Here is a 15,109-nt window from a genome sequence, read left to right as displayed (position 1 = left end):
AGGGGCACGCGGCAGGCAGGCAAAGGCACCCGGCCGGCGCGAAGTTGGCACGGACGCGCGATCCCGGTGGCAGGCCGACGGTGAGTACGAAACGGGCGGACACACGCCGCGGGCGGGTGGCGGGCGCGGATGTGGGGGCGGGGGACGGGCGGGCAAGGGCGGCCGGAGAGTGCGAGGTTGGGGCGGACGCGGGGTGCGGGCTGGCGCGACACCGCCGTGCGAGGTGGGCGAGTGGTGGGTGTGTGGTGTCCGTCGTGCGTTCGGTGCCGCCGTGGGTGGGCGGCGAGGCGTACAGTTCCCGGCACTTGGGAGTTCGGGGCGGGCGTGTATTCCGGCGTCGGTGCTCGCGAGTGTGTTCGGGGCGACCGAACGGGGCCGCGGGTCGCGGGGGTTCGGTGCCGGCAGGTGATGGCTACGGGTTGCTTCCGGTTTCGTGGCCGAGGTGCTTTCGAGCCATGCGATCCATCATCATGTGACCCGCAATCACCACCGGTTCAGGAAACAGGTACGGGGGAGCACCCATGTCTCAGCCAGATCCGCTGATCGAATTCGCCGCCGCACTGAGAGCGATCCGGGACGCGGCGGGCGAGGTGCCGGCCGCCGAACTGGCCCGGCGCGCAGGCATCGACGAGACGGTGCTGGCGGCGGCGCTGTCCGGGGCGATGTTGCCCTCGCTCACCGTCACGATGGCGATCGTGTCCGCCTGCGGCGCGGTCCCCACCGGCTGGGAGGCCAAGTGGCGCGAGGTGGCCGCGGCCCATCTGGCCGGCTCGGCTCCCGAGGCCGCCCCCGTCGCGCCGTCCTCGCCCCCGCCGCCGCCTCGGCCGAGCGCCGCCCCGTCGATCGGCCGGCCGCCGGCCCCGAACACGCCGCCGCCTCCGGTCTACCCGGCCGCGCCCGCGACGCCGCCCTCGGCCGCCGCTCCCGACACGCCCCCGCCGCCGCCGCCCCAGGCTCCGCCGACGCCGCCCACCACACCTCCGGCCGAAGCGGCCCCCGTCAGGCCCACCGCTCCGCCCCCCGAGCAGCCGAGCACGACTCCCGCCGCCACCGCACCGGCGGCCGACCCGACGCCCGCAGCGCCACCCGCGCCGGCCTCCCCGCCGAAACCACCGGCCCCCGCCGGAGCCGCCACCGAGACGCCCCCGGCCCCGCACGCACCCACGTCCACGTCCGGCGAAACCACCGGCGCGCCGAGCAACGAGGGGCCCCAAAGCAACTCCCCCGCCGAACCCGGCACTTCCCCCGAACCCACCCAGCCGCCCGCCTCGGACTCGACCACAACCCCGACGCCCCCGCAGGCATCCACGTCCGCATCCGACGAAACCACCGTCGCCCCGATCCTCGAAGCGCTCCAGAGCGAATCACCCCCCGGCCCCTCCACCTCCCCCGAACCCGCCCGGCCCACCCCGGCACCGGCGCCGATCACCGCCCCGACGCCCCCGGCCGCATCCGCTCCCGCCTCCGCGTCGGACGAAACCACCGCCGCCCCCACCCAGGCCCAGTCCACCCCCGACCCGCACACCGCCCCCACGCCCCCGCCCACATCCGCATCCGCATCCACATCCGCGCCCGACGAACCCATCGCCCCGCTCCACCGGCCCGCCGTCGAGCCCACCCAGCCCAATCCCAACCTGGCCGCCCACCGCCAGGCCCCCGCCGCCGGGGAGCCCGCCACCGTGCAGCCGCCCGTCGTGGAGCGGCCCTCCGACCGGCGCTCCTCCGCCGTCGCGCGCGAAGCCGGCAGCGCCCCCGTCGTGCCCTCCTGGGACGGCCCCGACCGGGCCGTGCTCGCGCCGCTGGAAGGCGACGACCCGCGCACCGTGGGCGGCTACCTGCTCCGGGCCCGGCTGGGCTCGGGCGGGATGGGGCGGGTGTATCTCTCCTACACGCCCGGTGGTCGGCCCGTCGCGATCAAGGTGATCCGGGGCGAGTTCGCCGACGACCCCGAGTTCCGCCGGCGCTTTCGCCAGGAGGTGGCCGCCGCCCAGCGCGTCCAGGGCCTGTACACCGCCCCGGTGATCGACACCGACGCGGAAGCCGCGCAGCCGTGGCTGGCCACCGCCTACGTCCCGGGCCCGTCCCTCTACGACGCCGTCTACCGGCACGGTCCGCTGCCCGCGGAGACCGTTCTGGTGTTGATGGCCGGCGTCGCCGAGGCGCTCCAGTCGGTGCACCAGGCGGGTGTGATCCACCGCGACCTCAAGCCGTCCAACGTGATCCTGGCCGCCGACGGCCCGCGCGTAATCGACTTCGGCATCGCCCGGGCCGCCGACGCCACGCCGCTCACCCGGACCGGGATGAGCATCGGGACTCCCGCGTTCATGGCCCCCGAGCAGGCCCGGGGCCTGCCCTCCAAGCCCGCCACCGACGTCTTCGCACTCGGCTCGCTGGCCACCTACGCGGCCACCGGGATGTCCGCGTTCGGCGAGGGCACGGACAGCTCGGTGCTCTACCGCGTGGTCCATCAGGAACCCGAACTGTCCGCCGTACCCGCGCAGTTGCTGCCGGTGGTACGACGCTGCCTGGACAAGGACCCGGAGCGGCGTCCGACCCCGCACGAGGTGATCGAGCTGTGTCGGGTCGCCTCCGAGGGCACCCGGCTCCAGATCGGCGAGGGCTGGCTGCCGCCGACCCTGGTCGCCGAGGTCACCCGCCGGGTCAACGAGCAACCGCCCAGTCCGCCCAAGGACCCGACCGTGGGCCGCCGCCGCAAGCGCCGCGCGCTGATCGCGGCGGTCACCGTGCTGGTCCTGGCCGCCGCCGGCGCGGGCCTGGCGATCGGCCTGCGCAACAAGGACGAGGACAAGTCCCCCGCCGCGAAGACCGGATCCCAGTCGCAGACCCCGAGCCCGAACGCTCCCACCGGCGCCACGCCGACCCCGTCCGCCACCACGAGTGCCAAACGCACCGGCGCCCCGACCTCCACCTCCACCTCCACCGGCGCGCCGTCGATCGCGGCCCGCCCCGGCGAGAGCGCGACCGCGATCGCCACCGCCGGCGGCGTGGCCGAGGGCGGCGTGTTGTTCGAGCGGCAGTTGGACGTACCCAACGGCTACTGCGTCGGCCTGAGCTACACCACCACGTGGAAGGGCGGATGCAGCAGCCAGGACACGGCGGGCGTCCTGTTCTTCTACAACGACGGCAACTACATCCAGGGCAAGGAGATGGTGCTGCTCGACCCGGGGCAGCCCAGCGACTTCCAGACCTGCCTGGGCGAGACCCGGTACGCGACCAACAACCAACTGCCGTTCACCTACCTCAAGGTGGGCTCGGTGATCTGCACCAAGGACACCAAGAACGGGCTGGTCGGCACTGTCCGGATCAACGAGATCCCGTCCACCTCGGGCCCCAGCCAATACTGGAAGGTCTCGATGACCGTCTGGCGCGGCCCCCGCGACTGAACACGCCGAACGCGCCGAACACGCTCGACCCGACCGAACGCGGCCGAGCGACCACGACAGGCACGGGGCGGCGCCGGGATCACTTCCGGCGCCGCCCCGTGTGCGCGTGTGCGGGCCGACGCTTGCCGGCCGGCATGACCTTCTCGGCCACGCCGCCTCGTGTGCGCGCGTGCGCCCTCGGACAGACAGTCACCGTGCGCGGCCCTGGCCGGTGCGGTGTTCGGTGCTTTCGCCGCCGCCCCGTGTGCGGGTGCGCACCGAGCCCTCCGCGTGGCGACCCGCCTACTGCTGCCGCCCGCTGGTCACCCGATACGCGTCGAACACGCCCTCGACCCCGCGCACCGCCTTGAGCACGTGCCCCAGGTGCTTCGGGTCGCCCATCTCGAAGGTGAACCGGCTCACCGCGACCCGGTCCCGGGTCGTGGCCACCGACGCGGACAGGATGTTCACGTGCTGGTCGGAGAGCACCCGGGTGATGTCCGACAACAACCGCGAACGATCCAGCGCCTGCACCTCTATGGCGACCAGGAACACCGAGGACGCGGTCGGCGCCCACTCGACGTCGACGATCCGCTCGGACTGCTGGGACAACGACTCGACGTTGCCGCAGTCCTGCCGGTGCACCGAGACGCCGTTGCCCCGGGTGACGAAACCGATGATCGGATCGCCCGGCACCGGCGTGCAGCAGCGGGACAACTTGACCCAGATGTCGTCGACGCCCTTGACCACGACCCCGGGGTTCCCGGTCGAGCGCGGCCGGCGGCGGGTCGTGGTGGGCCGGGTGGCCTCGGCGAGGTCCTCCGAGGCGCCCTCCTCGCCGCCGAGCGACTCGACCAGGCGCTGCACGATGGTCTGTGCCGAGACGTGCCCCTCCCCGATCGCCGCGTACAGCGACGAGATGTCCGGGTAGCGCAGCTCGTGCGCGAGGGTGACCAGGGTGTCGCCGCCGCCGGACATCAGCCGCTGCAAGGGCAGGCCCTGCTTGCGCATGGCCCGGGTCAGGCCCTCCTTGCCCTGCTCGATCGCCTCCTCGCGGCGCTCCTTGGAGAACCACTGGCGGATCTTGTTGCGGGCCCGCGGCGACTTGACGAAGCCGAGCCAGTCGTGGCTGGGCGCCGCGGTCTCGCTCTTGGAGGTGAACACCTCGACCAGGTCGCCGTTGTCCAGCCGGCTCTCCAGCGGGACCAGCCGCCCGTTGACCCGGGCCCCGATCGTGCGGTGTCCGACCTCGGTGTGCACCGCGTAGGCGAAGTCGACCGGGGTCGAGCCGGCCGGCAGCGCTATCACGTCGCCCTTGGGCGTGAAGACGAAGACCTCCTGGCTGGAGAGGTCGAAGCGCAGCGATTCCAGGAACTCGCCCGGGTCCTCGGTCTCCCGCTGCCAGTCCAGGAGCTGGCGCAGCCAGGCCATGTCGTTGGCCGGGTTCTCGCCCTTGCGCGCGGGCTTGGTGTCGGTCTTCGCGGCGCCCTTGGCGCCGACCGCCTCGGCCTTGTACTTCCAGTGCGCGGCGATGCCGTACTCGGCCCGGCGGTGCATGTCGAAGGTGCGGATCTGCAACTCGACCGGCTTGCCCTCGGGGCCGATCACCGTCGTGTGCAGCGACTGGTACATGTTGAACTTGGGCATCGCGATGTAGTCCTTGAACCGCCCCGGCACCGGATTCCAGCGCGCGTGGATGGTGCCCAGCGCCGCGTAGCAGTCGCGGACCGAGTCGACCAGGACCCGGATGCCCACCAGGTCGTAGATCTCGGTGAACTCGCGGCCGCGCACGATCATCTTCTGGTAGACCGAGTAGTAGTGCTTCGGCCGCCCGGTGACCGTGGCCTTGATCCGCGCCGAGCGCAGGTCGCCCTGCACCTGGTCGGTGACCAGGGCCAGGTATTCGTCCCGCTTGGGTGCCCGCTCGGCGACCAGGCGCACGATCTCGTCGTACATCTTGGGGTAGAGGATGGCGAACGCCAGGTCCTCCAGCTCCCACTTGATCGTGTTCATGCCCAGGCGGTGCGCGAGCGGGGCGTAGATCTCCAGCGTTTCGCGGGCCTTGCGCTCCTGCTTCTCCCGCTTGAGGTAGCGCATGGTGCGCATGTTGTGCAGCCGGTCGGCGAGCTTGATCACCAGGACCCGCGGGTCCTTGGCCATCGCGATGACCATCTTGCGCACGGTCTCGGCCTGTGCGGCCTCGCCGAACTTGACCTTGTCCAGCTTGGTCACGCCGTCCACGAGCATCGCCACGGTGTCGCCGAAGTCGCGGCGCAGCGCGTCGAGCCCGTAGTCGGTGTCCTCGACGGTGTCGTGCAGCAGCCCGGCCATCAGCGTCGGCGGGTCCATCCCGAGCTCGGCCAGGATGGTGGCGACGGCGAGCGGGTGGGTGATGTACGGGTCGCCGCTCTTGCGCCGCTGGCCGCGGTGCCAGCGCTCGGCGGTGGTGTACGCCCGCTCGATCTGGCGCAGGTCGGCCTTGGGGTCGTTGACCCGGACCACTCGCAGCAGCGGCTCCAGGACCGGGTTGTACACGCTGTTGCGCTGTACGCCCAGCCTGGCCAGCCGCGCGCGGACCCGGCTGGGGCCGTCCACCCGCAGCGAGCGCGAGCGCTCGGTGCCGCCGCCGCGCGAGGCGCCCGCGGGGCTCGGCGCCGCCTTCGCGGCCGGTCTGGGTCCCCTGGCCTCGGGCCCGGCCGCACCGGCGGCGGGGCCGCTGTGGCCGTCGCTGCCGCGCGGCCCGTCGGCGCTGTCCTCGGAGGACGCCGCGGCCTGTGCCTCGCTCCCGCGCGCGCCGCCGGACCCGGCGTCCTTCGGCTCGACACCCGCCGACTCGGCGCTCTTCGACTCGGCGGCGGCCGGCTCGGCGGTGCTCGGTCCGGCCGCGGCCGGGCGCTCGGCGGGGGCCTGCCCGGGAGCGTCCGCCGGCGTCGCCACCGGCTCCGCGGGCTCGGCGTCGGGCCGGGCACGTGTCACCGCCTCGTCGGCTCCTCCGGCGCCCACCGGAGGATGGCCCGAGGGGCCCGGTGTGGCACGTGTGGCGTCGTCCGAGGGAGCCGCGTGTTCGACGGCATCCCCCGAGGACGACGCGACGGGCGCGACCTCGTCCGGCAAGGGAACTCCTCCCACAGATGACGGAACTTCCATCGTACTGACCCACGCCCTCACGACTCGGCCATCCGGAACGGCAGCCGCCGCAACGGCGAAGGCCGAAGGCTCCCCCGGCAGGGGCGCCTCCGGCCTCCGTCGACACGCCTTCGGCGGCGTGTCACACGACGATGAACGACTCCAGCGTGCCTTCCGGCAGCACCGGCGCGAGCCGCGCCCGGCCGTTCAGGAAGCCGAGTTCGAGCAGCACCTCGACCCCCACCACCTCCGCGCCGGCCCGTCTGACCAGGTCGATCGTGGCCTCGACGGTCCCGCCGGTGGCGAGCACGTCGTCGATCACGAGCACCCGGTCACCGGGCTCGAACGCGTCCTGGTGCACCTCCAGTGTGGCCGAGCCGTACTCCAGCTCGTAGGACTGCGCGAACGTCGCGCACGGCAGCTTGCCCGCCTTGCGCACCGGAACGAATCCGGCCCGCGCCCGGTAGGCCACCGGCGCGGCCAGGATGAAGCCTCGGGCCTCGATCCCGACCACCTTGTCCACCCGACCCGCACAGCGCTCGGCCAGCGCGTCGACCAGGGCCGCGAACGCGACCGGATCGGCCAGCAGCGGGGAGATGTCCTTGAACACCACGCCCGGCTGCGGCCAGTCCGGCACGTCCCGGATCCGGCTCTCCAGGAGCTTGTGCAGCTCCTCGTCCGGCATCACCTCGTCGGCCATCAACGCTTCCTCTTGCCGCCGGGACGAGTGCGCGCCCGACCGCGCGAGGCGCCCGCACGCGGCGCACCGCCCTGCGCGGGGACGGTCTCGTCGTCGTCCGACTCGCCGGCCTCGTCCACGTCCGGGTGGCCCTCGGCCCGATCCGCGGGAATCCCGGAGGCCTCGGCGGCCTGGGCCGCCTTCGCCTCGGCCGCCCGGCGCTGGGCCACCTTCTTCGCCAGCTGCCGCATCTCCGGCGACCGCTCCTTGAGGTCCGCCAGGATCGGCGTGGCGATGAAGATCGACGAGAACGCACCGGCGGCCAGACCCACGAACAGCGACAGCGCGATGTCCTTGAGCATGCCCGCACCGAGCAGACCGCCACCGACGAACAGCAGCGACGCCACCGGCAGCAGCGCGACGACCGTGGTGTTGATCGACCGCACCAGGGTCTGGTTCAGACCCGCGTTGGCCGCTTCGCTGTAGGTGAGCTTGGTCTGCTTGGTGATGTTCTTGGCGTTCTCCTTGACCGTGTCGAACACCACGACGGTGTCGTACAGGGAGTAACCGAGAATCGTCAGCAGACCGATCACCGTGCCCGGCGTCACCTCGAAGCCCACCAGCGCGTACACACCGATGGTGATCACGATGTCGTGGATCAGCGCGACCAGCGCCGCCACGGCCATCCGCCACTCGAAGGCGAAGGTGAGGTAGATCACCACCAGGATCATGAAGATCACCAGGCCCTGCAGGGCCTTCTTGGAGATCTCCTTGCCCCAGCTGGGACCGACCACCTGCGTGTTGACCTTGTCCGGCGCGACCTTGAGGTCCTTGGCGATGGCCGCCGAGACCTCCTTGGTCTTGTCCGCGTCCGACTCCGCGATCTGGATCCGCAGGCCGTCGCCGCCGACCTTCTGCACTATGGCGTCGGTGCCGTCGGTGAACGGCTCCACCGCCTTGCGGGCGTCGTTCTGCGAGGCCGAGGTGTGCTCGATCGTGTAGACCGAACCGCCCTTGAACTCGATGCCCTGGTGCAGCCCGCGGCCGAGCAGACCGCCGACCGCGAGCAGCAGGATCAGTGCGGAGATCGAGTACCACAACTTCTTGCGGCCGACGAAGTCGAACGAGACGTCGCCGTGGTGCAGCCGGACGCCGATGTTCTTGATGTCACCGAAGCGACTCATCACGCCTCCTTGACGCCGGCAGCGCGCCCACGCGGGCGACGGCTGCGGTACGACTGGCGCTGATTGGCACCGAGCGCTTCGGGATCGAGACCGGACCACTTGTGGCCGTCCGCGAAGAACTTGCGCTTGGCGAGGATCGTCATGAGCGGCTTGGTGAACAGGAACACCACCACGACGTCGAGCAGCGTGGTCAGGCCGAGGGTGAACGCGAAGCCCTGGACCTTGCCGACCGAGACGACGTACAGCACCGCGGCGGCCAGGAACGACACCGCGTCGGACACCAGGATGGTGCGCCGGGCCCGGGGCCACGCCTTCTGCACGGCGGGTCGCAACGTGCGACCCTCGCGGATCTCGTCCCGGATCCGCTCGAAGTACACGATGAACGAGTCCACCGTGATACCGATCGCGGCGATCGCGCCACACACCGCCGGCAGGTTGAGTGCGAAGCCGATACTTCGGCCGAGCAGACACATGATGGCGTAGGTCAGGGCCGCCGAGACCGCCAGACTCGCGATGCTCACCAGGCCGAGGCCCCGGTAGTAGAACAGCGAGTACAGGATGACCAGGACGATGCCGATCGCACCCGCGATCAGACCGCCCCGGAGCTGGTCACCGCCCAGCGACGCGGACACCGTGGTCACGTCGCTCTTGGTGAAGGACAGCGGGAGCGCGCCGTACTTGAGCACGTTCTCCAGGTCCTTGGCCGAGCTGCGGGTGAAGTTGCCCGAGATCACGGCGCTGCCGCCGGGGATCTCCGCCTTCACCGACGGCGCGGAGACGACCACACCGTCCAGGTCGATCGCGAAGCGGTTGGTCGGGTACTTGCCCGCCGCCAGGTCACCGGTGATCCGGGTGAACTTGTTGGTGCCCGCGTCGGTGAACTTCAGCTCGACTTCCCAGCCGCCGACGCTGCCGTTCTGCGGCAGCTGCGCCTTCGAGGAGTCCACGTCCGTGCCGGGGATCAGCACCGGGCCGAGGATGTACTTCTCCTCGCCCTCGCCCTGATCGCGGCTGCATGCCACGGTCGGCTGGTCCTCCGGGGCCGGCACCGGGCCGAGGCCGCGGTTCTCCGGGAGGGAGCAGTCCAGGTTGGCGTACTTCGCGCGCAGCTCGGGCGTGATGCCGTTCGCGTCGGCTCCGGCCGGCGGGGTGCTCGCCGGAGGCGTGGCGGGCGGGGTGCTCGCGGGCGGCGTGGACGGCGGCGGGGTCGGGGCGCCGGACGCGTCCTTCAGGTTCGGGATGACCCGACCCTGCGGCTTGCCCGACTCGGCCGCGGGCGGCGTGCTCGCGGGCGGCGTGCTTGCCGGCGGGGTGCTCGCGGGCGGCGTCGACGGCGGAGTCAGCGGCAGCTTGGTCCCACCCTGGGGGGTGAATGCCGTGGCCTCCAGAACGGGGCGGAAGAACAGCTTCGCGGTCTGACCGACCTGCTCCGCCGTCTCCTTCTCGTTCTTGCCCTTGGGGATGCTGATGACGATGTTGCGGTCGCCCTCGGTCTGCACCTCCGCCTCGGACACACCGAACGCGTTGACGCGCTGGCGGATGATCTCCACCGCGGTCTGCATGTTCGACTTGTTGACCGCACCGTTGCGGCCCTGGTCGGCCTTGGCGGTGAGCGTGACACTGGTGCCGCCCGCGAGGTCGATGCCCAGACGTGGGGTCTTGTCCCCGGTCGAGAACATGATCGCGTACAGCGCGACGATCACGACCCCGATGAAGGCCAGGACCCGTCCCGGGTGCCCTCGGGAACTCGATTTCGGTGCTGCCACCTTCGCCCAATCTCCCTCTCGATGCCGCCGCGGACGGGCCTTGGCCACGTCCGCCTGGCACGGCACGGCGCCCGGCAGGATGCCGGACGCTGTCGTATCCGGGGTGTCACCCCCGGTCACATGACTGTATTGCTCTGCGGTGGTCCGAGGACCACCGCACCACCACGAGCCGAACTAGTCCTGCTTGTCGTCCTTGCGCAGCCGGTCGCCGGCCTCGGACGCCTTGCTCGCGCCCTCGGTCTTGGTGACGTCCACGGTCTTGCTGTCCTCGGCCGCGGAGTCCTCGACGGCCTCGGGCTTCTTGTCGAGCTTCACGACGTCGTCGCCGGCCTCGGCGTCGTCTTCGTGCTCGTGCTCGTCGTCGTGCTCCTCGTCGGCGTCGTCACCGGAGGACAGGACGGCGGCGATGGCGCTCTTGACGAAGCGGCAGTGCACATCGGGCGCGACCTCAAGGATGACGGAATCGTCCTCCACCTCGGTGACCGTCGCATACAGCCCCGCGATCGTGCGGACCTCGGCGCCCGGGACCAGCGAGTTCTGCGTTTCCATGGCCTGTCGCTGGCGTGCCTTCCCGGGCTTGATGATCAGGAAGTAGAACACCACGACGATGATTACTGGCAGGAGGAGGGTAAGCGGGTCCACGGCTTGAAACGATTCCTTCCCAAGGCCGCTCGGCGGCCCGGACGGTGACACTCGGCCGGCCACGGTGCGGCAGCCTCGGCGGAGTCTAGACGGGTACTTACTACAGGAACAACGACTACCGACCGCGTGCGTTCCCGACACGCACCGGCCTCACTCGGTTGCATCCTTACCGGTCACGGCCCCGTTGTCGAACAACACGCTCTGTTGTGCACCGTGCTGCCCCGGCAGCGCCCCCTGTGGCGGGTTCAGCCCCAGATGCAGCCAGGCCTTCGCGGTGGCCACCCGACCGCGCGGGGTGCGGGCCAGGAAACCGCTGCGGACCAGGAACGGTTCGGCGACCTCCTCGACCGTCTCGGTCTCCTCGCCGACCGCCACGGCCAGCGTGGACAGGCCCACCGGACCGCCGCCGAACAGTGTGGTCAGCGCCTGCAGGACGGCCCGGTCCAGCCGGTCCAGGCCCAGCGCGTCCACCTCGTACACGTCCAGCGCGCGGGCGGCGATGTCCCGATCGACCTTGCCGTTCGCGCGGACCTGCGCGTAGTCGCGGACCCGGCGCAGCAGCCGGTTGGCGATCCGGGGCGTGCCGCGCGAGCGGCCGGCGATCTCGGCGCCGCCCTCCGCGGACAGCTCGACGTCGAGCAGCCGTGCCGAGCGGTTCAGCACCCGTTCGAGTTCGGCGGGCGCGTAGAAGTCCATGTGGCCGGTGAAGCCGAACCGGTCGCGCAGCGGCGGCGGCAACAAGCCGGCCCGGGTGGTCGCGCCCACCAGGGTGAACGGCGGCAGGTCGAGCGGGATCGCGGTGGCGCCGGGGCCCTTGCCGACGATGATGTCGACCCGGAAGTCCTCCATCGCCATGTACAACATCTCCTCGGCGGGCCGCGACATCCGGTGGATCTCGTCGAGGAAGAGCACCTCGCCCTCGGACAGCGAGGACAAGATCGCGGCCAGGTCGCCGGCGTGCTGGATGGCCGGGCCGGAGGTGATCCGGATCGGCACGCCCATCTCGGCCGCGATGATCATCGACAGCGTGGTCTTGCCGAGCCCGGGCGGACCGGACAACAGCACGTGATCGGCGGTGCCGCCGCGGCCCAGCGCCGCGGTCAACACCAGGGACAGTTGCTCGCGCACCCGCTCCTGGCCGATGAACTCGTCGAGGTTCTTCGGCCGCAGCGCGGCCTCGACGGCCTGGTCCTCGCCGTCCGCCGCGGCGGTCACCAGGCGTTCGCCGTCCTGCGTCATCGTGTTCCGCCCATGGTCGTGTTCGTGCGGCCTGCGCTCATCCTGCCCGACCCGGGCGACACGGTGGTGCCGCGCCGGGCGACGGGTCGCCCGCGCCGGTTCATCTGCGGTTCAGGCCGCGCAGCGCCGCCTTGAGCAGTGCGCCGATGTCGGGCGTGGCCGCGGCCTCCGCCTCGGCGGTCACCGCGGCGACCGCGTCGTCCGCCTCGCGTGTGGCATAGCCCAGGCCGACCAGCGCGGCGTGCAGCTGATCGCGCCAGCCCGCGCTCACCGGGGCGCCGACGCCGAGCGCGCCGCCCGCGCCGGTGGGCGCGCCGAGCTTGTTCTTGAGGTCCAAGAGCAGCTTCTGCGCACCCTTGGGGCCGATCCCCGGAACGGCGGTGAGCGCCTTGGCGTCCTTGCCCGCGACTGCGGCGCGCAGCACGTCGGGGCTGTACACGGCGAGCATCGCCAGGGCCAGCTTCGGCCCCACCCCGTTGGCGGTCTGCAACACCTCGAAGGTGCGCTTCTCGTCGTCGTCGGCGAAGCCGAACAGGGTGAGCGAGTCCTCCCGCACCACCAGCGACGTGGCCAGTCGGGCCGCCACCCCCACGCGCAGCGTGGCCAGCGTGGTGGGCGTGCACTGCACGGCCAGGCCGACCCCGCCGACCTCGACGACGGCGGTGTCCGGGCCGAGACCGGCCACGGTTCCGGAGACGAACGCGATCACCCGAGTGCTCCTGCCTGGTCGGTGGTACGGGGGCCGGTGGCCCGGACGTCGGCCCTGCCGGGCCCGGTCGTCGAAGGCGGCCGGCGGGCGGATCCGGTCATCGGCGGGTGCCGCGCGGCAGCCGCACGGCGGGGGTGCGCGCCGCGGCCACCGCCGCCGCGAGCCGGTCGGAGGCGCCGCCGCGCCAGATGTGACAGATCGCCAGCGCGACCGCGTCGGCGGCGTCCGCCGGTTTCGGCGGGCCGTCCAGACGCAGGATACGGGTCACCATCGCGCCGATCTGGGCCTTGTCCGCGCGCCCGCTCCCGGTCACCGCGGCCTTGACCTCGCTCGGCGTGTGCAGCGTCACCGGCAGGCCGCGCCGCGCGGCGCACACGATCGCCACGGCCGATGCCTGTGCGGTGCCCATCACCGTGCTCACGTTGTGCTGGCTGAACACCCGCTCGACCGCGACGCAGTCCGGCCGGTGCCGGTCCAGCCACTCCTCGATGCCCTGCTCGATGCCCAGCAGCCGGGCGTCGATGGCCGCCTCGGCCGGGGTGCGCACCACGCCCGCCTCGATCATCCGCAGCGGCTTGCCGACCGCGCCGTCGACCACGCCGACGCCGCATCGGGTCAGACCGGGGTCGACCCCCAAGACCCGCATGCCGCGCCCCTCTCGTCCCGCTCGTCCGCTCGGCGTCGCCGGGCCGGCGGCCGGCATGCGCGCCGAGCACCACCCGATGCGAACACCTGTTCGCCCGAGCAAACCCTAGTGCAGTCGCGCCGATCCCCCGGGTACCGCCACTCCGTGATCACTCGTTCGAGCGACACGTACGCTTGTCCCGGTCGATAACACCCCGATGACAGCCCTGTGACGATCGTTGCCCAAGCGGCCCGGTCGCCGCGCGGGAGCCCGCACAGGCGACGCTAGGGTCGGTTGGAGACTGCCCTCGCTCGCCGCCCGGAAGGTTTTCATGCCGTCGCCGTCCATGCCGGTCGCCGAGACCCCGCCGGCCGCCGAGAAGGGTGCGATCAGGATGCCGGCGCCCGCCGACGGCGCCTTCGCCGACGCTCTCCCCAACCGCCTGCGGGCCGGCGTCGTCGACTTCGCGCACCGCGCGAGCGCCTCCTTCCGCCCGGCCCGCACCGCGGTACTCGGCTACCTGATCGCGCGCGCGATCAACCTCGCGGTGCTCGGCGTGATGGCGCTGGCGACCGGGAAGCCGTTCTGGTCCATGGTCGGCTCGTGGGACGGCGTCTGGTTCCGCGACATCGCGGACTTCGGCTACGTCGACAAGATCCCGGTCTCGCCGGCCGGCAAGCCGTACTGGACCAACGTCGAGTTCTTTCCCGGCTACCCCTGGGCGGTCCGCCTCGTCGGCGACGTGACCGGCCTGTCCGCGCTCAACGCCGGCATGGTCGTCACCGTGCTGGCCGGCGTGGTCGCGGCCTGGGGGCTGTACGCGCTGGGGCGCGAACTCACCGGCAACCACGAGGTGGCCACCCTGTTCGCGCTCCTGTGGGGCGTGGCGCCGGGCTCGATGGTGCTCACCATGGTCTACTCCGAGGCGCTGTTCGTGGCCTTCGCGTCCTGGGGCCTGCTGGCCCTGGTTCGCCGCCAGTGGACCCTGGCCTGCGCCCTGTGCCTGTTCGCGGGCCTGACCCGGAACACCGCGTTCGGCCTGGTCGCGGCCATGGGCGTGGCCGCGCTGGCGATCGTGCTGGGCCGCCGCGAGGACGGCACCCGGGTCGGGCTGCTGGCCCCGGAGGCCCGCCGCCCGGTGCTGGCCACGCTGGTCTCGCCGCTGGCGTGCGTGGGCTTCATCGCCTGGGTGGGCTGGCTGGCCGGGCGCCCCGACGGGTGGGTGTGGATCCAGGACAAGGCCTTCAACCTGCGGTTCGACTGGGGCATAAGCACCGTCCAGTGGATGGCCAGGTACCTCACCCACCTGGGTCGGCCGATCTACGTGGTCTGCACGTTCGTGATCATCCTGTCCGTGGCCCTGATGATCTGGTCCCTGCGGGACCGCCGGATCCCGCTGGCAGTGCACGTGTACGGCGGCGTGGTGATGTTCCTGGCGCTGACCACGAGCAACGGCTGGTTCTTCCACTCCAAGCCGCGCTTCATGCTGCCGGCCTTCACCATCGTGCTCCCGCTGGCCCGGCTGATGGCCAAGTGGCCGCGCGGCGTGGTGGTCTCGGTGCTGGTCGCGGGGGCGGCGTTCGCCGGGTGGTACGTGGGCTTCCTGCTGTACGTGATAAACACCAACCCGTAGGCGGGGGGCCGAACGCGCGTGGGGGGGGGGGGGGGGTTGGGGCGGGGCCCCCGCCGCCGCGGCGCACGCCGCCATAGGGGTAGGAGGGCAGCCGAGGAATCTGAGGGTCATGTCCGGGGACCG

General features: G+C 72.1%; 10 protein-coding genes. 2 read left to right on the top strand and 8 right to left on the bottom strand.

Annotated elements, in window-relative coordinates:
• Positions 1-521 precede the first annotated feature (521 nt).
• Entirely contained in the window at positions 522-3,404 is a 2,883-nt protein-coding gene (locus ACIBM5_RS23095; RefSeq protein WP_396008554.1) for a protein kinase, read from the top strand.
• Between the two features lie 282 nt (positions 3,405-3,686).
• Here the strand turns inward: ACIBM5_RS23095 and ACIBM5_RS23090 are convergent, their stop codons facing one another.
• The 8 genes from ACIBM5_RS23090 to ruvC all read right to left on the bottom strand — a co-directional run bounded on the left by ACIBM5_RS23090 (position 3,687) and on the right by ruvC (position 13,374).
• The gene (locus ACIBM5_RS23090; RefSeq protein ID WP_396008553.1) at positions 3,687-6,530 is read right to left on the bottom strand and encodes a RelA/SpoT family protein; all 2,844 of its coding nucleotides are present in this window, start codon (positions 6,528-6,530) and stop codon (positions 3,687-3,689) included.
• A 121-nt stretch (positions 6,531-6,651) separates the two neighbouring features.
• Entirely contained in the window at positions 6,652-7,209 is a 558-nt protein-coding gene (locus ACIBM5_RS23085) for an adenine phosphoribosyltransferase (RefSeq protein WP_396008552.1), read from the bottom strand.
• On the bottom strand, positions 7,209-8,372 hold the full coding sequence (secF, locus tag ACIBM5_RS23080) for a protein translocase subunit SecF (protein ID WP_391587568.1): 1,164 nt from the start codon (positions 8,370-8,372) through the stop codon (positions 7,209-7,211). Before secF ends, ACIBM5_RS23085 begins: the two co-directional genes overlap by 1 nt.
• Complete coding sequence (gene secD, locus ACIBM5_RS23075; protein ID WP_396008551.1) at positions 8,372-10,138, bottom strand: protein translocase subunit SecD; 1,767 nt, start codon at positions 10,136-10,138, stop codon at positions 8,372-8,374. The genes secF and secD overlap by 1 nt, the downstream gene beginning before the upstream one ends.
• 174 nt (positions 10,139-10,312) lie before the next feature.
• Positions 10,313-10,780: a preprotein translocase subunit YajC gene (yajC, locus tag ACIBM5_RS23070; protein ID WP_396008550.1), complete on the bottom strand. Its 468-nt coding sequence runs from the start codon at positions 10,778-10,780 to the stop codon at positions 10,313-10,315.
• 150 nt (positions 10,781-10,930) lie between these two features.
• The gene (gene ruvB, locus ACIBM5_RS23065) at positions 10,931-12,019 is read right to left on the bottom strand and encodes a Holliday junction branch migration DNA helicase RuvB (RefSeq protein WP_391587571.1); all 1,089 of its coding nucleotides are present in this window, start codon (positions 12,017-12,019) and stop codon (positions 10,931-10,933) included.
• Positions 12,020-12,119: 100 nt separating this feature from the next.
• Positions 12,120-12,728 (bottom strand): Holliday junction branch migration protein RuvA, encoded by a 609-nt coding sequence (gene ruvA, locus ACIBM5_RS23060; protein ID WP_396008549.1) that lies wholly within the window; start codon positions 12,726-12,728, stop codon positions 12,120-12,122.
• 97 nt (positions 12,729-12,825) lie between these two features.
• Complete coding sequence (gene ruvC, locus ACIBM5_RS23055; RefSeq protein WP_391587573.1) at positions 12,826-13,374, bottom strand: crossover junction endodeoxyribonuclease RuvC; 549 nt, start codon at positions 13,372-13,374, stop codon at positions 12,826-12,828.
• A gap of 310 nt (positions 13,375-13,684) precedes the next feature.
• Here ruvC and ACIBM5_RS23050 point away from each other — a divergent pair, with 310 nt between their 5' ends.
• Positions 13,685-14,986 (top strand): mannosyltransferase family protein, encoded by a 1,302-nt coding sequence (locus ACIBM5_RS23050; protein WP_396008548.1) that lies wholly within the window; start codon positions 13,685-13,687, stop codon positions 14,984-14,986.
• The last annotated feature ends 123 nt before the right edge of the window (positions 14,987-15,109 follow it).

This window comes from Embleya sp. NPDC050493, from assembly GCF_044458105.1.
Taxonomy (GTDB): Bacteria; Actinomycetota; Actinomycetes; order Streptomycetales; family Streptomycetaceae; genus Embleya.
The sequence above is the reverse complement of the archived record's forward strand: the minus strand, read 5'-3'. Positions and strand labels throughout refer to the sequence as shown.